18 protein-coding genes are annotated in these 20,091 nt (G+C 59.4%); 17 read left to right on the forward strand and 1 reads right to left on the reverse strand.

Annotated elements, in window-relative coordinates; all coding sequences use genetic code 11:
* Positions 1 to 88 precede the first annotated feature (88 nt).
* The 12 genes from fabZ to ispD all read left to right on the forward strand — a co-directional run bounded on the left by fabZ (position 89) and on the right by ispD (position 14,591).
* Positions 89 to 529 carry a 3-hydroxyacyl-ACP dehydratase FabZ gene (gene fabZ / locus AB4O01_RS26175; protein ID WP_003222142.1) on the forward strand — a complete coding sequence of 147 codons (441 nt, stop codon included), beginning with the start codon at positions 89 to 91 and terminating at the stop codon, positions 527 to 529.
* Positions 526 to 1,302: an acyl-ACP--UDP-N-acetylglucosamine O-acyltransferase gene (lpxA, locus tag AB4O01_RS26180; RefSeq protein ID WP_038357910.1), complete on the forward strand. Its 777-nt coding sequence runs from the start codon at positions 526 to 528 to the stop codon at positions 1,300 to 1,302. The genes fabZ and lpxA overlap by 4 nt, the downstream gene beginning before the upstream one ends.
* A gap of 2 nt (positions 1,303 to 1,304) precedes the next feature.
* Complete coding sequence (lpxB, locus tag AB4O01_RS26185) at positions 1,305 to 2,435, forward strand: lipid-A-disaccharide synthase (protein ID WP_099758128.1); 1,131 nt, start codon at positions 1,305 to 1,307, stop codon at positions 2,433 to 2,435.
* A gap of 11 nt (positions 2,436 to 2,446) precedes the next feature.
* Positions 2,447 to 3,073 carry a ribonuclease HII gene (rnhB, locus tag AB4O01_RS26190; RefSeq protein ID WP_093436573.1) on the forward strand — a complete coding sequence of 209 codons (627 nt, stop codon included), beginning with the start codon at positions 2,447 to 2,449 and terminating at the stop codon, positions 3,071 to 3,073.
* A 76-nt stretch (positions 3,074 to 3,149) separates the two neighbouring features.
* Positions 3,150 to 6,671 (forward strand): DNA polymerase III subunit alpha, encoded by a 3,522-nt coding sequence (dnaE, locus tag AB4O01_RS26195; protein WP_038357916.1) that lies wholly within the window; start codon positions 3,150 to 3,152, stop codon positions 6,669 to 6,671.
* A gap of 139 nt (positions 6,672 to 6,810) precedes the next feature.
* Positions 6,811 to 7,758: an acetyl-CoA carboxylase carboxyltransferase subunit alpha gene (locus AB4O01_RS26200; protein WP_108225216.1), complete on the forward strand. Its 948-nt coding sequence runs from the start codon at positions 6,811 to 6,813 to the stop codon at positions 7,756 to 7,758.
* A gap of 146 nt (positions 7,759 to 7,904) precedes the next feature.
* Positions 7,905 to 9,233, forward strand: coding sequence for a tRNA lysidine(34) synthetase TilS (gene tilS, locus AB4O01_RS26205; RefSeq protein ID WP_460090001.1), 1,329 nt, complete (start codon positions 7,905 to 7,907; stop codon positions 9,231 to 9,233).
* Positions 9,234 to 9,507: 274 nt separating this feature from the next.
* Positions 9,508 to 11,139: a CTP synthase gene (locus tag AB4O01_RS26210; protein WP_093436570.1), complete on the forward strand. Its 1,632-nt coding sequence runs from the start codon at positions 9,508 to 9,510 to the stop codon at positions 11,137 to 11,139.
* 5 nt (positions 11,140 to 11,144) lie between these two features.
* Positions 11,145 to 11,990 (forward strand): 3-deoxy-8-phosphooctulonate synthase, encoded by an 846-nt coding sequence (gene kdsA, locus AB4O01_RS26215; RefSeq protein ID WP_460090003.1) that lies wholly within the window; start codon positions 11,145 to 11,147, stop codon positions 11,988 to 11,990.
* 157 nt (positions 11,991 to 12,147) lie between these two features.
* Positions 12,148 to 13,437 (forward strand): phosphopyruvate hydratase, encoded by a 1,290-nt coding sequence (eno, locus tag AB4O01_RS26220; protein ID WP_093436567.1) that lies wholly within the window; start codon positions 12,148 to 12,150, stop codon positions 13,435 to 13,437.
* A gap of 171 nt (positions 13,438 to 13,608) precedes the next feature.
* On the forward strand, positions 13,609 to 13,887 hold the full coding sequence (ftsB, locus tag AB4O01_RS26225) for a cell division protein FtsB (RefSeq protein WP_007908838.1): 279 nt from the start codon (positions 13,609 to 13,611) through the stop codon (positions 13,885 to 13,887).
* On the forward strand, positions 13,884 to 14,591 hold the full coding sequence (gene ispD, locus AB4O01_RS26230; RefSeq protein WP_093436564.1) for a 2-C-methyl-D-erythritol 4-phosphate cytidylyltransferase: 708 nt from the start codon (positions 13,884 to 13,886) through the stop codon (positions 14,589 to 14,591). Before ftsB ends, ispD begins: the two co-directional genes overlap by 4 nt.
* Positions 14,592 to 14,734: 143 nt before the next feature.
* On the opposite strand, the gene AB4O01_RS26235 is transcribed toward ispD, so the two are convergent.
* Positions 14,735 to 15,631, reverse strand: coding sequence for a LysR family transcriptional regulator (locus AB4O01_RS26235; RefSeq protein WP_460090005.1), 897 nt, complete (start codon positions 15,629 to 15,631; stop codon positions 14,735 to 14,737).
* Positions 15,632 to 15,747: 116 nt separating this feature from the next.
* On the opposite strand from AB4O01_RS26235, the gene AB4O01_RS26240 reads away from it, so the two are divergent.
* From AB4O01_RS26240 to surE, 5 genes are all read left to right on the forward strand, one after another.
* Complete coding sequence (locus AB4O01_RS26240; RefSeq protein ID WP_007908835.1) at positions 15,748 to 16,860, forward strand: S-(hydroxymethyl)glutathione dehydrogenase/class III alcohol dehydrogenase; 1,113 nt, start codon at positions 15,748 to 15,750, stop codon at positions 16,858 to 16,860.
* 65 nt (positions 16,861 to 16,925) lie between these two features.
* On the forward strand, positions 16,926 to 17,771 hold the full coding sequence (gene fghA / locus AB4O01_RS26245; protein ID WP_460090007.1) for an S-formylglutathione hydrolase: 846 nt from the start codon (positions 16,926 to 16,928) through the stop codon (positions 17,769 to 17,771).
* A gap of 43 nt (positions 17,772 to 17,814) precedes the next feature.
* Positions 17,815 to 18,288, forward strand: a complete 474-nt coding sequence (gene ispF, locus AB4O01_RS26250; protein WP_034149878.1) for a 2-C-methyl-D-erythritol 2,4-cyclodiphosphate synthase — start codon at positions 17,815 to 17,817, stop codon at positions 18,286 to 18,288.
* Entirely contained in the window at positions 18,285 to 19,343 is a 1,059-nt protein-coding gene (gene truD / locus AB4O01_RS26255) for a tRNA pseudouridine(13) synthase TruD (RefSeq protein WP_460090008.1), read from the forward strand. The genes ispF and truD overlap by 4 nt, the downstream gene beginning before the upstream one ends.
* Positions 19,331 to 20,080 (forward strand): 5'/3'-nucleotidase SurE, encoded by a 750-nt coding sequence (surE, locus tag AB4O01_RS26260; protein ID WP_007908831.1) that lies wholly within the window; start codon positions 19,331 to 19,333, stop codon positions 20,078 to 20,080. The genes truD and surE overlap by 13 nt, the downstream gene beginning before the upstream one ends.
* Positions 20,081 to 20,091 lie beyond the last annotated feature (11 nt).

Consider the following 20,091-nt stretch of genomic DNA (forward strand, 5'->3'; position numbering starts at 1 on the left):
TGTGCACAGCCTCTAGACTGCCTCCTTGATTTGCTAGAGGAGTGCGCGTCAGTCGCGCTCCCAATCTTTACATAGGCTTCCCCCCGAAATGATGGACATCAACGAGATTCGCGAATACCTGCCTCACCGTTACCCGTTCCTGCTGGTGGATCGGGTGGTGGAACTGGACACTGAAGGCAAGCGCATTCGCGCCTACAAGAATGTCAGCATCAATGAGCCGTTCTTCAATGGTCACTTCCCGGCGCACCCGATCATGCCGGGCGTGCTGATCATCGAAGCGATGGCTCAGGCTGCCGGGATCCTCGGTTTCAAAATGCTTGATGTGAAGCCTGCCGACGGCACGCTGTATTACTTCGTCGGTTCCGACAAGCTGCGCTTCCGCCAGCCAGTATTGCCGGGCGACCAGTTGATCCTCGAAGCCAAGTTCATCAGCTGCAAGCGTCAGATCTGGAAGTTCGAATGCCAGGCTTCGGTCGATGGCAAGCCGGTCTGCTCGGCTGAAATCATCTGTGCGGAACGCAAGCTATGAGTTTGATTGACCCTCGCGCAATCATCGATCCGTCGGCCGTTCTGGCTGATGGCGTCGAGGTCGGCCCGTGGTCGATCATCGGCGCAGGTGTGGAAATCGGCGAGGGTACCGTGATCGGGCCGCATGTAATCCTCAAAGGCCCGACCCGCATCGGCAAGCACAATCGCATCTACCAGTTTTCCTCGGTAGGCGAAGACACGCCTGATCTGAAGTACAAGGGTGAAGAAACCCGCTTGGTGATCGGTGACCACAACGTCATCCGTGAAGGCGTGACCATTCACCGTGGCACCGTGCAAGACCGTTCGGAAACCACGCTGGGCGATCACAACCTGATCATGGCTTATGCCCACATCGGGCATGACAGCGTCATCGGCAATCACTGCATTCTGGTCAACAACACCGCGTTGGCCGGGCATGTGCACGTGGATGACTGGGCGATCCTTTCCGGATTCACCTTGGTTCACCAGTATTGCCACATCGGCGCTCACAGCTTTTCCGGTATGGGCACTGCGATCGGCAAGGACGTTCCTGCGTTCGTCACCGTGTTCGGCAACCCTGCCGAAGCGCGCAGCATGAACTTCGAAGGCATGCGCCGTCGCGGTTTCAGCGAAGACGCGATTCATACCCTGCGTCGCGCTTACAAAACCGTCTATCGCCAAGGTCTGACGGTTGAGCAGGCGCTGGCCGAACTGGCTGAACCTGCTGCGCAATACCCGGAAGTTGCGATATTCCGCGACTCCATCCAGTCGTCGACTCGCGGCATCACGCGCTGATCATGGCCAATCTGCGTATTGCGCTGGTGGCGGGTGAAGCTTCCGGTGACATTCTCGGTGCCGGCCTCATGCGCGCGCTCAAGGCTCAGCATCCGGCGGTCGATTTCATCGGCGTCGGTGGCCCGTTGATGCAGGCTGAAGGCCTGACTTCCTACTTTCCCATGGAGCGCTTGTCGGTCATGGGCCTGGTGGAAGTCCTCGGTCGTTTGCGCGAATTGCTCAAGCGCCGCAAAGACCTGATCGCGACGCTGATCGCCGAGAAGCCGGATGTGTTCATCGGCATCGACGCGCCGGACTTCAACCTCAATATCGAACTCAAGCTGCGTCAGGCCGGGATCAAGACCGTGCATTACGTCAGCCCGTCGGTGTGGGCGTGGCGGCAGAAGCGTGTGCTGAAGATTCGCGAAGGCTGCGACCTGATGCTGACGCTGCTGCCGTTCGAAGCAAAATTTTACGAAGAAAAGGGCGTGCCGGTGCGGTTCGTCGGCCACACGCTGGCCGATACCATTCCGCTGGAAGCTGATCGCGCTGCGGCGCGTGCCGAGCTGGGCCTGCCCGACGGCCCGCTGGTGGCGTTGATGCCCGGCAGTCGCGGCGGCGAAGTCTCCCGTCTGGGCGCGCTGTTCCTCGACACCGCCGAACGTCTGCGTGCGATGCACCCGGGTTTGCGCTTTGTCATCCCGTGCGCCAACCCTGAACGCCGCGCGCAACTTGAAGAGCTGCTCGCCGGGCGTGATCTGCCGGTGACCTTGCTCGACGGCAAATCCCATCTGGCCCTGGCAGCGTGCAATGCCGTGTTGATTGCCTCCGGCACCGCGACCCTCGAAGCGCTGTTGTACAAGCGGCCGATGGTGGTGGCGTACCGCTTGGCGCCGTTGACGTTCTGGATTCTCAAACGCATGGTCAAGAGCCCGTACGTGTCCTTGCCGAACCTGCTGGCCCAGCGCCTGCTGGTCCCGGAATTGTTGCAGGATGATGCGACAGTCGATGCGCTGGCACAGACCCTGTCGCCACTGATCGAAGGTGGCGAAGAACAGACCCGTGGTTTCGACGAGATCCACCGCACGTTGCGGCTGGATGCCTCCAATCAGGCGGCGGACGCCGTCCTTAACCTGATCGGTCAAACGCGATGAGCAAGACAAGCATGCAGATGGGCCTGGATTTCACCCTGGTCGCCGAAGTTGAAGAGCTGGTGGCCGGCGTTGATGAAGTCGGTCGTGGCCCGTTGTGCGGTGCGGTGGTGACGGCGGCGGTGATCCTCGATCCGAACCGGCCGATCCTCGGTCTCAACGACTCGAAGAAACTCACTGAGGCCAAGCGCGAAAAGCTTTACGACGAAATCATCGAAAAGTCCTTGAGCTGGTGTATTGCGCGCGCCGAAGTGGAAGAAATCGACGAGCTGAACATCTTGCACGCGACCATGCTGGCCATGCAGCGCGCCGTCGCCGGCCTGCACATTCAGCCGAAACTGGCGATGATCGACGGCAACCGCTGCCCGCAACTGCCGATGCGTGCCGAAGCGGTGGTGCAGGGCGACGGCAAGGTGCCGGCGATTGCTGCTGCGTCGATTCTGGCCAAAGTCAGTCGCGACCGCGAAATGGCTGCATTCGAATTGATCTATCCGGGTTACGGCATCGGCGGCCATAAAGGCTACCCGACGCCCGTTCATCTGGAAGCCTTGTCGCGTCTTGGCCCGACGCCGATTCACCGGCGCTCGTTCGCCCCGGTGCGTCTGGCTTACGAAGCGCTGGAAGGTCTGACGCAGGTTTAGTCGCAAGGCTGATGTTTTGTTCGAGGCCCGGTACAATCCGGGCCTTGTTGTCTCTATGTAACTGGACAGGATCACTATGCCGGCTTCATTCGTTCATCTACGCCTGCACACTGAATACTCCCTGGTCGACGGGCTGGTGCGGATCAAGCCGCTGGTCAAGGCACTGACGGCCATGAACATGCCGGCGGTCGCGGTCACCGACCAGAACAACATGTGTTCCCTGGTCAAATTCTACAAAAACACCATGGGCGCGGGCATCAAGCCGATCTGCGGCGCCGACCTGTGGCTGTCGAACAAGGACCCGGACGCACCGCTGAGCCGGCTCAGCCTGTTGGTGATGAACGCCAAGGGCTATCGCAACCTCACCGAGTTGATCTCGCGCGGCTTCATCGAAGGCCAGCGCAACGGAATGATCATCGTCGAGCGCGAGTGGGTTGCTGAAGCCAACGAAGGCCTGATCATGCTGTCCGCCGCCAAAGAAGGCGAGATCGGCATGGCCATGATCGGCGGCAACCCGGCTGAAGCTGAAGCCTTGGCGCGCGAATGGATGGCGGTATTCCCGGATCGTTTCTATCTGGAAATCCAGCGCACCAATCGCCCTAACGATGAAGAACAGCTGCACGGTGCCGTTGCACTCGCCGACAAGCTCGGCGCGCCGCTGGTGGCGACCAACGATGTGCGTTTCATCAAGCAGGAAGACTTCGCCGCCCACGAAACCCGCGTGTGCATCGGTGAGGGCCGTGCCCTCGACGATCCGCGGCGCTCGAAGAATTATAGCGATCAGCAATACCTGAAAAGCGCCGAGGAAATGATCGAGCTGTTCAGCGATATTCCCGACGCCATCGAAAACACCGTCGAAATCGCCAAGCGCTGCAATATCGAAGTGAAGCTGGGCACTCACTTCCTGCCTAACTTCCCGATTCCCGATGGCATGACCATCGACGAGTATTTCCGCAAAGTCTCCTTCGACGGTCTGGAAGAACGCTTGTCGGTGCTGCTGCCCAAGGACACCACCGAAGACTACGAAGCCAAGCGTCAGGTCTACGTCGACCGGCTGAATTTCGAGCTGGATATCATTATCCAGATGGGTTTCCCCGGTTACTTCCTGATCGTGATGGACTTTATCCAGTGGGCCAAGAACAACGGCGTGCCGGTAGGTCCGGGCCGTGGGTCGGGTGCCGGTTCATTGGTGGCTTATGTACAGAAGATCACCGACCTCGATCCGCTGGAATACGACCTGCTGTTCGAACGATTCCTTAACCCGGAACGGGTCTCCATGCCCGACTTCGACGTCGACTTCTGCATGGATGGTCGCGACCGCGTTATCGATTATGTGGCCGAAAAATACGGTCGCAACGCGGTAAGCCAGATCATCACCTTCGGTTCCATGGCGGCCAAGGCTGTGGTGCGTGACGTGGCGCGGGTGCAGGGCAAGTCCTACGGCCTGGCGGATCGTCTGTCGAAGATGATTCCGTTCGAAGTCGGCATGACCCTGGAAAAAGCCTACGAGCAGGAAGAAATCCTCCGTGACTTCATCAAGGTTGATGAAGAAGCTGCGGAAATCTGGGAAATGGCTCGCAAGCTCGAAGGCGTTGTGCGTAACGTTGGTAAACACGCCGGTGGTGTGGTTATTGCGCCGACCAAACTGACGGACTTCTCGCCAATCTATTGCGATGAAGCCGGTGACGGTCTGGTGACCCAGTTCGACAAGGACGACGTTGAAGCGGCTGGTCTGGTGAAGTTCGACTTCCTCGGTCTGCGGACCCTGACGATCATCGACTGGGCGCTGAAAACCATTAACCGCGACCGTGCCAAGGTCAACGAGCCGCCGCTGGATATCGCGTTTATCCCGCTGGACGACAAACCGACCTACTCGTTGTTGCAGAAAGCTGAAACCACCGCGGTGTTCCAGCTTGAATCGCGCGGCATGAAAGAGCTGATCAAAAAGCTCAAGCCCGACTGCCTGGAAGATCTGATCGCACTGGTGGCCCTGTTCCGTCCGGGCCCGCTGCAGTCCGGCATGGTGGACGACTTCATCAACCGTAAGCACGGCCGCGCCGAACTGGCGTATCCGCACTCGGATTACCAGTACGAGGGTTTGAAGCCGGTTCTGGCACCGACTTACGGCATCATTCTGTATCAGGAACAGGTGATGCAGATTGCTCAGGTCATGGCCGGTTACACCCTTGGCGGTGCAGACATGCTCCGTCGGGCGATGGGTAAGAAAAAACCCGAGGAAATGGCCAAGCAGCGCGGCGGTTTCATTGAAGGTTGCGCGACCAACAACATCGACGCCGACCTTGCCGGTAACATTTTCGACCTGGTAGAAAAATTCGCCGGTTACGGCTTCAACAAATCCCACTCCGCCGCCTACGGCCTGGTCTCGTACCAGACTGCGTGGCTGAAAGCCCACTACCCGGCGCCGTTCATGGCTGCGGTACTGTCGGCGGACATGCACAACACCGACAAGGTCGTGACCTTGATCGAGGAAGTGCGCACGATGAAGCTGCGCCTCGATGCGCCGGACGTGAACACTTCGGAGTTCAAGTTCACGGTGAACGACGACGGCCGCATCGTCTACGGCCTGGGCGCGATCAAAGGTGTTGGTGAAGGCCCGGTTGAGGCGATCACCGAGGCGCGTCAGGAAGGTCCGTTCAAGGATCTGTTCGACTTCTGCGCGCGGGTCGACCTCAAGCGCATCAACAAACGTACCCTCGACGGCTTGATCCGCAGCGGTGCGCTGGATCGTCTGGGGCCGTACTTCCATGACGAACAGAAGGCTTATCAGGCCAACATCGACCGCAACCGCGCCGTGCTGCTGGCAGCGATGGAAGAGGCGATCAAGGCGGCCGAGCAGACCGCGCGTACCCACGACTCTGGTCACGCCGACCTGTTTGGCGGGCTGTTTGTCGAGGAAGACGCCGACGTGTATGCGTCGCACCGCAAGGCCAAGGAGCTGACGCTTAAGGAGCGCCTCAAAGGTGAGAAAGACACCTTGGGCCTGTACCTGACCGGTCACCCGATCGACGAATACGAAGGCGAGATCCGCCGTTTCGCCCGTCAGCGCATCATCGACCTGAAGCCGGCGCGCGATACGCAAACCGTGGCGGGGATGATCATTGCCCTGCGGGTGATGAAGAACAAGAAGGGCGACAAGATGGGTTTCATCACCCTCGACGACCGTTCGGGGCGGATTGAGGCGTCGCTGTTTGCCGATGCGTTCCACTCTGCGCAGTCGTTGTTGCAGACCGACGCGATGGTGGTGGTCGAAGGCGAAGTCAGCAACGATGACTTCTCCGGTGGCCTGCGCCTGCGCGTCAAGCGGGTGATGAGCATGGAAGACGCGCGCACCAATCTCGCCGAAAGCCTGCGCCTGAAGCTGCAAACCCAGGATCTGAAAGGCGATCAGCTACGCTGGTTGGGGGATTTGCTCAAGCGTCATCGCGGCGCGTGCCCGATCACCATGGAGTACACCAGTCCGGATGCGAAGACCTTGCTGCAGTTCGGCGAGACCTGGCGGATTGATCCGGCGGATGCGTTGATTCAAGCCCTGCGTGACCAGTTCGGGCGAGACAACGTCTTCCTCCAATACCGTTGACCGGCAAGTGCCATCATGGCGCTTGCCCGCAACCTGAATTTTTAATCTCGACCTCAGCGCGCCTCTCCCTTAAGGTAGGGCGCGAATAGACAACCGGCCGGCCCAAGCTCATTTGGGACACGACCCAAGACGGACGCCTATGAACCCGAATTTTCTAGATTTCGAACAGCCGATCGCCGACCTGCAAGCCAAGATCGAAGAGTTGCGCTTGGTCGGTAATGACAATTCGCTGAATATCGGCGATGAGATCTCCCGCCTGCAGGACAAGAGCAAAACGCTGACCGAAGACATCTTCGGCAAGCTGACCAGCTGGCAGATCGCACGCCTGGCGCGTCACCCGAAACGCCCGTACACCCTCGACTACATCGAGCACATCTTCACCGAGTTCGACGAACTGCACGGCGACCGTCACTTCTCTGACGACGCGGCCATCGTTGGCGGTATCGCCCGTCTGGAAGACCAGCCGGTGATGATCATCGGTCACCAGAAGGGTCGTGAAGTCCGCGAGAAGGTGCGCCGTAACTTCGGCATGCCGCGTCCGGAAGGCTACCGCAAGGCTTGCCGTCTGATGGAGATGGCCGAGCGTTTCAAAATGCCGATCCTGACCTTCATCGACACCCCGGGTGCCTATCCTGGCATCGACGCTGAAGAGCGTAACCAGAGCGAAGCGATCGCCTGGAACCTGCGCGTGATGTCGCGCCTGAAGACCCCGATCATCGCCACCGTTATCGGTGAGGGTGGTTCCGGTGGTGCACTGGCCATTGGCGTCTGCGACCAGCTGAACATGCTGCAGTACTCGACCTACGCGGTAATCTCGCCGGAAGGTTGCGCTTCGATTCTGTGGAAAACCGCCGAAAAAGCGCCGGATGCTGCTGAAGCAATGGGCATCACTGCCGAGCGTCTGAAAGGCCTCGGCATTGTCGACAAGGTGATCAGCGAGCCTCTGGGCGGCGCCCACCGTGATCCGGCAGCTGCCGCTGCGTCGATCCGTGCCGAGCTGAGCTCGCAACTGGCGATGCTGAAGAAGTTCGATAACGAAGCGTTGCTGAAGCGCCGTTATGATCGACTGATGAGCTACGGTCTCTGATCGAACGCCGATTCAGCTGACAATGCAAAACACTGTGGGAGCGAGCTTGCTCGCGAAGGCGTTATAACAGGCAACGAAAATGTTGAATGTTGAACCGCTTTCGCGAGCAAGCTCGCTCCCACATTGGTTTCGGTGAAGGTGAAAAAATGAGTCAGCTCTCGATTGATTTGCCTTCCCGGTTATTACTGAGCCTTGAGCCTTGGCGCAACGCCACTCATTGGCGTATTGCATTCTCCGGTGGTCTCGATTCCACTGTTCTGCTGCATCTGCTCGCCTATCTCGCAAAATCCGAATCCCTCCCTCCACTCAGCGCTATTCATATTCACCACGGCCTCCAGGCTGCGGCTGACGCGTGGCCGCAGCATTGCCAGTCCGTGTGTGATGCGCTGGGAGTGCCGTTGCTGATCGAGCATGTGACGGTGCAACCAGGCGCGAGTCTGGAGCGGGCGGCGCGGGATGCGCGTTACGCCGTGTTCAGTGCGCTGACCCAAGCTAATGAGGCGTTAATCACTGGTCAGCACCGTGATGATCAGGCGGAAACACTGCTGTTCCGGCTGCTGCGTGGAGCGGGAGTGCGCGGATTGTCGGGAATGCCGCAGCAAAGGCCAGTGGGGCAGGGCATGTTGATTCGCCCGTTGCTGGATGTCACTCGAGCCGAGCTGGAACGTTACGCACAGGCTCACTCGTTAAGCTGGATCGAAGACCCGTCAAATCAGGATCGACAGTTCTCGCGCAATTACCTGCGCCATCAGGTTATGCCGGTGCTGAGCGAGCGCTGGCCGCAAGCGCAGGCGAACATGACCCGCAGCGCCGCGCATCTGCGTGAAGCTCAGGGGCTGCTCGATGAGTTGGCGCAGATCGATTTGGCGCAAGCCGCGACTGCTCATGATTATGAATGGCTGGTTTTACCGTCGCTGGAACTGGCGCCGCTCGCCGCACTGTCTGCTGCCCGGCAACGAAACGCGATCAGCCATTGGCTCGAACGCTTCACGCAACTGCCAGATACCGACCACTGGTCGGGTTGGAAAAATCTGTGCGATGCCGCTCACGATGCTTCACCGATATGGCGTCTGGCCGATGGCGAGCTTCATCGCAGTGCCGGTCGTCTGTGGTGGCTCAGCGGTCACTGGCTACGCACGCCGATGATCGGAGTCGAGTGGCAGAGCCCGGCGTCAGCGCTACGCTTGGCCGATAACGGACATGTCACGTTCAGCGGGCAGACTCCCGTCGGGCCTTTGCGCATTGCCTATCGTCAGGGCGGTGAAGTCATGCAGCTGGCGGATCGCGGCCACCGTGACCTCAAGCGCCTGCTCAATGAGCGCGCGGTCCCGGGCTTCATGCGTGGCAGATTGCCGCTGCTGTTTCGCGGCGATGAATTGCTCGCGGTGGCGAATCTGCCGGGACTTGATGGTCATGCACAGGATGGCTGGAAATTGCATTGGCTGCCAACAGACGAAGATCAAGGTTTGAGCTGAAAGGAGCATTCCGGTAGACTACGCTCCCTTCTTGATACAACTTCTGTGGATTCGCCTGAATTGCAGGAGTTGCCGATTACCAAGCAGTCTTTGCTGGGCGATTCCAAAAAATGTGTAGCGAGCAACGTACCGGTGTTTCACCTGCCGGTCTGTCCCAACGCGGCGGTTTTTTTGAAAGGTGCACTGTGATTAATGCAGGTGATCGGGGGCTTCGGCCTTCCTTCGCTTTCCCCGGCGGCTCGTACCGCTTTAACGCAGACTTCTAGGGTTTTTCATGACGCGCTACATATTCGTCACGGGCGGTGTTGTTTCTTCATTGGGGAAAGGCATTGCATCGGCTTCATTGGCAGCCATCCTGGAGGCGCGGGGACTTAAGGTCACCATGCTGAAGCTGGATCCGTACATCAACGTCGATCCGGGCACCATGAGCCCGTTCCAGCACGGTGAAGTGTTCGTCACCCACGACGGCGCCGAAACCGACCTGGACCTGGGGCACTACGAGCGGTTCATCCGCACGACCATGACCCAGAACAATAACTTCACCACCGGCCGTGTCTACGAGCACGTGCTGCGCAAAGAGCGCCGTGGTGACTACCTGGGTGCAACCATCCAGGTGATTCCGCACATCACCGACGAAATCAAGCGCCGCATCATCAAGGGTGCCGGTGACGCTGACGTGGCGATGGTTGAAATCGGTGGCACCGTCGGTGACATCGAGTCGCAACCGTTCCTCGAAGCCATCCGTCAACTGCGTTTCGAAGTCGGCGCCAAGCGCGCGATGCTGATGCACCTGACACTGGTGCCGTACATCGCCACCGCTGGCGAGACCAAAACCAAGCCAACCCAGCACTCGGTCAAAGAACTGCGTTCGATCGGCCTGCAGCCAGACGTGCTGGTCTGCCGTTCCGATCACCCGATCGACATCTCGTCGCGTCGCAAGATCGCTCAGTTCACCAACGTTGAAGAACGTGCGGTGATCGCGCTGGAAGACGCCGACACCATCTACAAGATCCCGGGCATCCTGCACTCGCAGGGTCTGGACGATTTCGTCGTTGAGCGTTTCGGTCTGCAATGCGGCAGCGCGGATCTGTCCGAGTGGGACGCAGTGGTTGACGCCAAGCTGAACCCGGAACACGAAGTGACCATCGCCATGGTCGGCAAGTACATGGAGCTGCTGGACGCCTACAAGTCGCTGATCGAAGCGATGAGTCACGCCGGCATCAGCAACCGCACCAAGGTCAACCTGCGTTACATCGATTCCGAAGACATCGAAAACCAGGGCACTGCGCTGCTCGAAGGTGTCGACGCGATCCTCGTACCGGGCGGCTTCGGTCTGCGCGGCGTGGAAGGCAAGATCACTGCCGTTCAGTACGCTCGCGAAAACAAGGTTCCATACCTGGGTATCTGCCTGGGCATGCAAGTGGCGGTCATCGAGTTCGCCCGTAACGTGATGGGCTGGAAAGACGCCAACTCCACCGAGTTCGATCGCGCCAGCGGTCATCCGGTGGTCGGTTTGATCACCGAGTGGGAAGACGCGACCGGTGCCGTTGAAGTACGTACCGAATCGTCCGATCTGGGCGGCACCATGCGCCTTGGCGCTCAGGACTGCCTGCTTGAAGCCGGTTCCAAGGTCCACGACTGCTACGGCAAGGACGTGATCGTCGAGCGTCACCGTCACCGTTACGAAGTGAACAACAACCTGCTGCCACAGCTGATCGAAGCGGGCCTGAAAATCTCCGGTCGCTCCGCTGATGCGGCGCTGGTTGAAGTGGTTGAAGCGGCCGATCACCCATGGTTCGTCGCTTGCCAGTTCCACCCTGAGTTCACCTCGACACCACGTGATGGCCATCCGCTGTTCAGCGGTTTTGTCAAAGCAGCGTTGGCTCAACACCAGAAGAAGGCGTAACCCCGATGGCACAGAAGATCATCCGCGTCGGCGACATCGAAATTGCCAACGACAAACCCATGGTGCTGTTCGGCGGCATGAACGTGCTGGAAAGCCGTGACATGGCCATGCAGGTTTGCGAAGAGTACGTAAAGGTCACCGAAAAACTCGGTATCCCTTACGTGTTCAAGGCCAGTTTCGACAAGGCTAACCGTTCTTCTGTGACCTCTTATCGCGGTCCTGGCCTGGAAGAGGGCATGCGCATCTTCCAGGACATCAAACAAGCCTTTGGCGTGCCGATCATCACCGACGTCCACGAGCCTGATCAGGCCGCGGTCGTCTCTGAGGTCTGCGACATCATTCAACTGCCGGCCTTCCTGTCGCGCCAGACCGATCTGGTCGTCGCGATGGCCAAGACCAATGCAGTGATCAACATCAAGAAAGCCCAGTTCCTCGCGCCTCAGGAAATGAAACACATCCTGAACAAGTGCGTGGAAGCGGGTAACGATCAATTGATCCTCTGCGAGCGTGGTTCGAGCTTCGGCTACAACAACCTCGTGGTCGACATGCTCGGCTTCGGCATCATGAAGCAGTTCGAGTACCCGGTATTCTTCGACGTGACCCATGCGCTGCAAATGCCGGGTGGTCGTGCCGACTCCGCCGGCGGTCGCCGTGCCCAGGTTCTGGATCTGGCCAAGGCGGGCATGAGCCAGTCGTTGGCAGGTCTGTTCCTCGAAGCGCATCCGGATCCGGACAACGCCAAATGCGATGGCCCTTGCGCCTTGCGTCTGGACAAACTGGAGCCATTTCTGGCCCAGCTCAAGGCTTTGGACGAACTGGTGAAGAGTTTTCCGACGGTAGAAACCGCGTAAACCTCAATTCTCCGGTAAAGTACCGCACGATTTGTCGCTCATGCCCTCGGGCATGAGCGTTATCGTCTGCAAGCCTGCCCGCTGCACACCCCTTGCCGACGGTAAAAAGATTTCCTCTAGCTGCGTCGTTTTCGTCAACTTTGGAGTGTTTACAACAATGGCAAAAATCGTCGACATCAAAGGTCGTGAAGTTCTCGACTCCCGTGGCAATCCCACCGTGGAAGCGGACGTGCTTCTCGACAACGGCATCATCGGCAGCGCTTGCGCGCCGTCCGGTGCATCCACTGGCTCGCGTGAAGCACTCGAGCTGCGTGATGGCGACAAGAGCCGTTACCTGGGCAAGGGCGTGCTCAAAGCGGTAGCCAACATCAACGGTCCGATCCGCGATCTGCTGCTGGGCACCGACCCAAGCGACCAGAAAGCCCTGGATCACGCGATGATCAAGCTCGACGGTACCGAAAACAAGGCAACCCTGGGCGCCAACGCCATCCTCGCCGTGTCCCTGGCTGCGGCCAAGGCTGCTGCGCAGGACCAGGACCTGCCGCTGTACGCACACATCGCTAACCTCAACGGTACTCCGGGTGTCTACTCGATGCCGGTGCCGATGATGAACATCATCAACGGTGGCGAGCACGCTGATAACAACGTCGACATCCAGGAATTCATGGTACAGCCGGTTGGCGCCAAGTCTTTCTCGGAAGGTCTGCGCATGGGCACCGAGATTTTCCATCACCTCAAAGCTGTGCTGAAGGCCCGTGGCCTGAGCACTGCCGTTGGCGACGAAGGCGGTTTCGCACCGAACCTGGCCTCCAACGAAGACGCGCTGAAAGTGATCTCCGAAGCAGTAGCCAACGCTGGTTACAAGCTGGGCACCGACGTGACCCTGGCCCTGGACTGCGCGGCCAGCGAATTCTACGAAGACGGCAAGTACAACCTGTCCGGCGAAGGTCAGGTGTTCACCGCTGAAGGTTTCGCCGATTACCTCAAAGGCCTGACCGAACGTTATCCGATCATCTCGATCGAAGACGGTCTGGACGAGTCCGACTGGGCTGGCTGGAAGATCCTCACCGACAAGATCGGCGAGAAGACTCAGCTGGTGGGCGACGACTTGTTCGTAACCAACACCAAGATCCTGAAAGAAGGCATCGATAAAAAGATCGCCAACTCGATCCTGATCAAGTTCAACCAGATCGGCACCCTGACCGAAACCCTGGAAGCCATCCAGATGGCCAAGGCTGCCGGTTACACCGCAGTGATCTCGCACCGTTCGGGCGAAACCGAAGATTCGACCATTGCCGACCTGGCTGTGGGCACCTCGGCTGGCCAGATCAAGACCGGTTCCCTGTGCCGTTCCGACCGCGTTTCCAAGTACAACCAACTGCTGCGTATCGAAGAGCAGTTGAATGGCAAGGCCAAGTACAACGGTCGCAGCGAGTTCCGCGGCTAAGTACAAATCGATGGAAGGACACCGGATTGTGTCGAAAAAGTCGTGACAGCGATGGATTTGCCACTAATCTGATGCCTTAACAGCACAAGCCTGGGTCTTCCAGGCTTCGTGCTATCAGATGCTTCAAAGTTTTGGCGTGGCTGTCTTTTTTCACTGGATACCTGATATTCGATGCGCAGTCCTTACTGGTTGTTTCTCGTTTTGCTCTTGCTACTGGCCGGTTTGCAGTACCGCCTGTGGGTGGGCAATGGCAGTCTGGCGCAAGTCGCCGAGCTGAATCAGCAGATAGCTGATCAACACGCCGAGAACGAAGGTTTGCTGGAGCGCAATCGCGTGATGGACGCTGAAGTCAGCGAGTTGAAAAAGGGCATGGAGACCGTTGAAGAGCGGGCTCGTCACGAACTGGGCATGGTCAAGGACGGCGAAACCCTTTACCAGTTGGCCCAATGATCAATTCCCTGCCGGCCTTCTGGGCCGTGATTCCTGCTGCGGGCATTGGTGCCCGAATGGCCGCGGACCGTCCCAAGCAATACCTGCAACTGGGCGGGCGCACAATTCTCGAACACAGCCTCGGCTGTTTCCTCGACCATCCAAGCCTCAAGGGGCTGGTGGTCAGTCTTGCTGTTGATGATCCTTATTGGCCGAACCTGGCGTGCGCGGGCGACTCGCGCATTCAGCGCGTTGAAGGCGGCGCGGAGCGTTCCGGCTCGGTGCTCAATGCTTTGCTGCACCTGCACGCGCAAGGTGCCGACGATGAAGATTGGGTGCTGGTGCACGATGCGGCACGGCCGAATCTGAGTCGCGAAGATCTCGACCAGTTACTCGATGAACTGGCGGATGATCCGGTCGGTGGTTTGCTCGCGGTGCCTGCGCGCGACACGTTGAAGCGGGTCGACAAGCACGGGCGCGTGGTTGAAACCGTGGATCGCAGCGTGATCTGGCAGGCGTACACCCCGCAGATGTTCCGCCTCGGTGCGTTGCATCGGGCGTTGGCCGACAGTCTGGTCGCGGATGCGCTGGTTACCGATGAAGCTTCGGCGATGGAGTGGGCTGGCCTGGCGCCGCGACTGATTGAAGGGCGGGCGGATAACCTCAAGGTGACCCGGCCGGAAGATCTGGAGTGGTTGCGTCAGCGTTGGGCTAACCGCCGCTGATTGCTGTGGCGCCTATTCCGCAGCCTTCGCGAGCAAGCTCGCTCCCACATTTGATTTGCGCCTGACACCAGATTTGCAGTCACTGCAGGTCCACTGTGGGAGCGAGCTTGCTCGCGAAGGCGGACGCATGAGCAACCCATCACTCAGCTTCGATACTCCGGCCGCTCAGCCAATCCTTCCTTGAGAAACTCCACCAACTTGCGCACCTTCGGCGACAAGTGCCGCTGTTGCGGGTACAGCGCCCACACCGCCGTATTTGGTGGCTGATGCGCCTCCAGCAACGAAATTAGCGCGCCGCTGTGCAAATGCTCCAGCACGTAATAATCCGGCAACTGACACAACCCCACCCCCTGTAACGCCGCATCCAGCACCGCTTGCCCGCTGTTGCAGCGCCAGTTGCCCTGCACCCGCTGGGAAAACTCCCGCCCGTTTTGCTCAAGCTGCCAGATGTCCGAGCTGCCAATCAGGCAATTGTGCCGACTCAATTCCGACAGGCTATGCGGGCGACCGTACCGCTCGACGTAGGACGGTGACGCGCACAGATACATTCGCCGTGGCGCCAGGCGTGTCGCGACCAACCGCGAGTCCTGCAAACGACCCAGGCGAATCGCCAGATCCAGACCTTCATGCACCAGATCAAGCTGGTGATTGCTCAATTCGATATCGATGCGCAGCTGTGGATAAAGGCCCATAAATCGCGTCACCAGCGGCACGATAAAACGTTCGCCGTACGCGACGGCGCAGGTCATGCGCAGCATGCCTTTCGGTTCACTGGTCAGATCGCCGACCGCTCGCAGGGCTTCTTCGCGACCGTCCTGCAAGCGCTGGCAGTGTTGCAGGAACGTCTGACCGGCTTCGGTCAGTGTCACTCGCCGCGTGCTGCGATAAAGCAGGCGCGTCTGAAGTCGCTCCTCTAACCGTACGATTTGGCGACTGATGTGCGAGGACGATACCCCGAGACGCTCAGCAGCGGCAGTGAACTGGCTGCATTCGGCAACGGCGACGAACTCGTCGATGCCTTCCCAGCGATTTTCGGACATCAGGATTATCCCTGTATGGCAATAATGTTTTGCTTTTGTCCGGATTATTCATCAGTTGGCGTTGAACTACACTGGTCGTCTGGTTTTTTATTCAATGGATTCACTGGAGAGTCAGCATGATCAAGTCGCGCGCCGCCGTTGCCTTCGAGGCCAAGAAGCCGCTGGAAATCGTAGAAGTCGATGTCGCCATGCCCAAGGCCGGTGAAGTGTTGTTGCGCGTGGTGGCTTCCGGGGTTTGCCACACGGATGCCTACACCCTGTCCGGTGCAGACCCGGAAGGCATCTTCCCGTCGATCCTCGGCCACGAAGGCGGCGCCATCGTCGAAGCGATCGGCGAAGGCGTGACCTCGGTTGCGGTGGGCGATCACGTCATTCCGCTGTACACCCCGGAATGCGGCCAGTGCAAATTCTGCAAGTCGGGCAAGACCAACCTGTGTCAAGCGATTCGCGCGACTCAGGGCAAGGGTTTGATGCCGGACGGCACTTCGCGTTTTTCCTACAAGGGCGAAACCATTTTCCACTACATGGGTACTTCGACGTTCTCGGAATACACCGTGTTACCGGAAATCTCCGTGGCCAAGATCTCCAAGGATGCGCCGCTCGAGAAGGTTTGCCTGCTGGGTTGCGGCGTGACCACCGGTATTGGCGCGGTGCTCAACACCGCCAAGGTCAAACCCGGTGACACCGTGGCCATCTTCGGTCTGGGCGGCATTGGTTTGTCCGCAGTCATTGGCGCGGTGAAAGCCAAGGCTGCGCGAATCATCGCCATTGACATCAACCCGGCCAAGTTCGAGATCGCCAAACAACTCGGCGCTACCGACTGCGTAAACCCGAAAGATTTCGATCGTCCGATTCAGGAAGTGATTGTCGACATGACCGATGGCGGCGTCGACTTCTCCTTCGAATGCATCGGCAACGTGCAACTGATGCGCGCCGCCCTTGAGTGCTGCCACAAAGGTTGGGGCGAGTCGGTGATCATCGGTGTGGCCGGTGCCGGCCAGGAAATCGCTACCCGTCCATTCCAGCTGGTGACTGGTCGCGTCTGGCGCGGTTCGGCATTCGGCGGCGTGCGCGGTCGTACCGAGTTGCCAAGCTATGTCGACATGGCTCAGAGCGGCGAGATTCCGCTGGATACTTTCATCACCCACACCATGGGCCTGGAAGACATCAACAAGGCCTTCGACCTGATGCACGAAGGCAAGAGCATCCGTACCGTCATTCATTTCTGATCAATCGTGGCGACATGGGCGCAAGTCTTGAAGGCTTGCGCTCATGACCGCGTAGGAGTCTTTACATGAGTCTGGAAAACATCTCCTGTCAGAAGAGTTTCGGCGGTTGGCACAAGCGTTATCGCCATCGCTCAGACTTGCTCGGTTGCGACATGGTGTTCGCCGTGTACCTGCCACCGCAGGCGGAGCAGGGCGGCAAGTTGCCGGTGCTGTACTGGTTGTCCGGCCTGACCTGCACCGACGAGAATTTCATGCAAAAGGCCGGCGCGATGCGCATGGCTGCCGAACTGGGTCTGATCATCGTTGCGCCGGACACCAGCCCCCGTGGGCCGGATGTGCCGGGTGATCCGGATGGCGCGTGGGATTTCGGCCTCGGTGCCGGTTTCTATCTGAATGCCACGCAGGAACCTTGGTCGCGCCACTATCGGATGCATGACTATGTCGTGCATGAGTTGCCTGCACTGGTCGAAGCGCATTTCCCGGCCTCGGACAAACGCAGCATCAGCGGTCACTCCATGGGCGGTCACGGTGCGCTGGTCTGCGCGCTGCGTAACCCGGGACGCTATCAATCGGTGTCGGCGTTCTCGCCAATCAACAACCCGATGGATTGCCCATGGGGTCAGAAAGCCTTTTCGCGCTACCTGGGCGAAGACCGTTCCAAATGGAAAGAGTGGGATGCCTGCGCACTGATTGCCGAGGCGGATGAAAAACTGCCGCTGCTGGTCGATCAAGGGGATCGCGATGACTTCCTCGCCACCCAGCTCAACCCCGAAGCTCTGCAACAAGCGGCAAAACAAGCGGGTCATCCGCTGACATTGCGCCTGCAACCGGGCTACGACCACAGCTATTTCTTCATCTCAAGCTTCATAGACGACCACTTGCAGCATCACGCACAAGCCCTTCGGGACTAATGCAGGTAGAATCACGCCCTGACAAAAATCGGGGCGTTTTTTTATGCGTATTGGCCACGGCTATGATGTGCACCGTTTCGCTGAAGGCGATTTCATTACTCTGGGCGGCGTGCGCATCGCACACAGCTTCGGGCTGCTCGCTCATTCCGACGGTGACGTCCTGCTGCACGCCTTGAGCGATGCCTTGCTCGGCGCCGCTGCGCTGGGTGATATCGGCAAGCATTTCCCGGACACCGACCCGCAATTCAAGGGCGCCGACAGCCGTGCGCTGCTGCGTCATGTGGTCGCGCTGATCCATGCCAAAGGCTGGAAAGTCGGCAATGTTGACAACACTATCGTTGCCCAAGCACCGAAAATGGCCCCGCATATCGAATCGATGCGCGCGCTGATCGCGGCGGATCTTCAAGTTGAGTTGGATCAAGTGAACGTGAAAGCTACCACCACCGAAAAGCTCGGCTTTGTCGGTCGCGAAGAAGGCATCGCCGTGCACTCCGTTGCCTTGTTGCTGCGCGCATGAACGAACTGCAATTGCTCGGCCCGCGGGCCTATGGTGAACCCCTCGGCACTGCGGTACTGAAAGCCATCGCTGAAGACTTTCAGGTCGATGAAGTCCTCGATATTCCGTTCAGCGGCGATGGCGAACATCTGTGGATCTGGGTCGAAAAACGCGGCCTGAACACTGAAGAAGCTGCGCGGCGTATCGCCAAGGCTGCCGGCGTGCCGTTGCGCACCGTCAGCTATGCCGGTCTCAAGGATCGTCAGGCGCTGACTCGCCAGTGGTTCAGCGTGCAATTGCCGGGCAAGGCCGATCCGGATCTGTCGGCGGCGGAAAACGACACGCTGAAGATTCTCAAGACCACTCGCCACAAACGCAAACTGCAACGCGGTGCGCATTCGGCCAACGGTTTCACCTTGCGTTTGACTCAGTTCGACGGCGACAAAGCGGCGATTGAGCAGCGCCTGCAGCTGATAGCCCAACAAGGCATCCCCAATTATTTCGGCGCCCAGCGTTTCGGCCACGACGGCGGCAACGTCGTTGACGCGCGTTCGTGGGCGGCGCGCAAGGCCTTGCCGGAACAACGCAATGTGCGTTCGCGCCTGCTCTCGACGGCGCGCAGTTTTCTCTTCAACAAGGTGCTCGCCGCACGAGTGGCCGATGGCACCTGGCAAAAAGCCCTGGTCGGCGACCTGCTCGCGTTCACCGACAGCCGCAGTTTTTTCCCGGCCGGTGAAGCCGAGTGCAGCGACCCGCGTCTGGCGATTCTTGACCTGCATCCGACCGGCCCGCAGTGGGGCGAGGGTGACTCGCCGACCGCAGGCGCTGTCCATGATCTGGAGCAGGGGATTGCTGCCGGTGAAGCAGAGCTGCGCGATTGGTTGATCAACGCCGGTATGAGCCACGAACGTCGCATCCTGCGGCTGCCCATTGGCGGGTTGACGTGGCATTATCCCCAGCCTGACATTCTGCAACTGGAATTCGTCCTCCCGGCCGGATGCTTCGCCACCGTATTGGTGCGCGAACTCGTTGATCTGGTGCCGGTGGGGCAGACGGACAGCCCATGCGTATTCTGATTTCTAACGACGATGGGGTAACCGCACCCGGTCTCGCCGCGCTTTATGCTGCGCTGGCGGATTACACCGAGTGCGTGGTTATCGCCCCGGAGCAGGACAAAAGCGGCGCCAGCAGTTCGCTGACGCTCGACCGTCCGCTGCACCCGCAATACCTGGCCAACGGCTTTATCAGCCTCAACGGCACTCCGACCGACTGCGTGCACCTGGGCCTCAACGGCTTGCTGGAGCGCGAGGCGGACATGGTGGTTTCCGGGATCAACCTCGGCGCCAATCTTGGCGATGACGTGCTGTATTCCGGGACAGTGGCGGCCGCCCTTGAGGGACGTTTTCTCGAGCGTCCGTCGTTCGCTTTTTCGCTGGTCTCGCGGCAGGTGGATAATCTGCCGACAGCGGCCTACTTTGCGCGCAAACTGGTCGAGGCCCATGCCGGGCTTGATCTGCCACCGCGCACGGTGCTCAACGTGAACATTCCCAATCTGCCGATCGACCATATTCGCGGTATTCAGTTGACCCGCCTCGGCCATCGCGCCCGTGCGGCGGCGCCGATGAAAGTGGTCGATCCGCGTGGCAAGGCCGGTTACTGGATTGCTGCAGCCGGCGACGCCGAAGACGGCGGCCCGGGCACGGACTTCCATGCGGTGATGCAGGGCTACGTTTCCATCACCCCGTTGCAGCTCGATCGAACCTTCAACGATGCGTTCAGAAGCCTCGATGGCTGGCTGGAGGGACTGCGCTGATGGCCCGTGAA

The sequence above is a fragment of the Pseudomonas sp. S2_E02 genome (genome assembly GCF_054668355.1).

Bases quoted from the DNA above. Each gene is read 5' to 3' on its own strand.
- fabZ (WP_003222142.1), top strand. From the start codon at position 89: ATGATGGACATCAACGAGATTCGCGAATACCTGCCTCACCGTTACCCG.
- lpxA (WP_038357910.1), top strand. From the start codon at position 526: ATGAGTTTGATTGACCCTCGCGCAATCATCGATCCGTCGGCCGTTCTG.
- lpxB (WP_099758128.1), top strand. From the start codon at position 1,305: ATGGCCAATCTGCGTATTGCGCTGGTGGCGGGTGAAGCTTCCGGTGAC.
- rnhB (WP_093436573.1), top strand. From the start codon at position 2,447: ATGCAGATGGGCCTGGATTTCACCCTGGTCGCCGAAGTTGAAGAGCTG.
- dnaE (WP_038357916.1), top strand. From the start codon at position 3,150: ATGCCGGCTTCATTCGTTCATCTACGCCTGCACACTGAATACTCCCTG.
- AB4O01_RS26200 (WP_108225216.1), top strand. From the start codon at position 6,811: ATGAACCCGAATTTTCTAGATTTCGAACAGCCGATCGCCGACCTGCAA.
- tilS (WP_460090001.1), top strand. From the start codon at position 7,905: ATGAGTCAGCTCTCGATTGATTTGCCTTCCCGGTTATTACTGAGCCTT.
- AB4O01_RS26210 (WP_093436570.1), top strand. From the start codon at position 9,508: ATGACGCGCTACATATTCGTCACGGGCGGTGTTGTTTCTTCATTGGGG.
- kdsA (WP_460090003.1), top strand. From the start codon at position 11,145: ATGGCACAGAAGATCATCCGCGTCGGCGACATCGAAATTGCCAACGAC.
- eno (WP_093436567.1), top strand. From the start codon at position 12,148: ATGGCAAAAATCGTCGACATCAAAGGTCGTGAAGTTCTCGACTCCCGT.
- ftsB (WP_007908838.1), top strand. From the start codon at position 13,609: ATGCGCAGTCCTTACTGGTTGTTTCTCGTTTTGCTCTTGCTACTGGCC.
- ispD (WP_093436564.1), top strand. From the start codon at position 13,884: ATGATCAATTCCCTGCCGGCCTTCTGGGCCGTGATTCCTGCTGCGGGC.
- AB4O01_RS26235 (WP_460090005.1), bottom strand. From the start codon at position 15,631: ATGTCCGAAAATCGCTGGGAAGGCATCGACGAGTTCGTCGCCGTTGCC.
- AB4O01_RS26240 (WP_007908835.1), top strand. From the start codon at position 15,748: ATGATCAAGTCGCGCGCCGCCGTTGCCTTCGAGGCCAAGAAGCCGCTG.
- fghA (WP_460090007.1), top strand. From the start codon at position 16,926: ATGAGTCTGGAAAACATCTCCTGTCAGAAGAGTTTCGGCGGTTGGCAC.
- ispF (WP_034149878.1), top strand. From the start codon at position 17,815: ATGCGTATTGGCCACGGCTATGATGTGCACCGTTTCGCTGAAGGCGAT.
- truD (WP_460090008.1), top strand. From the start codon at position 18,285: ATGAACGAACTGCAATTGCTCGGCCCGCGGGCCTATGGTGAACCCCTC.
- surE (WP_007908831.1), top strand. From the start codon at position 19,331: ATGCGTATTCTGATTTCTAACGACGATGGGGTAACCGCACCCGGTCTC.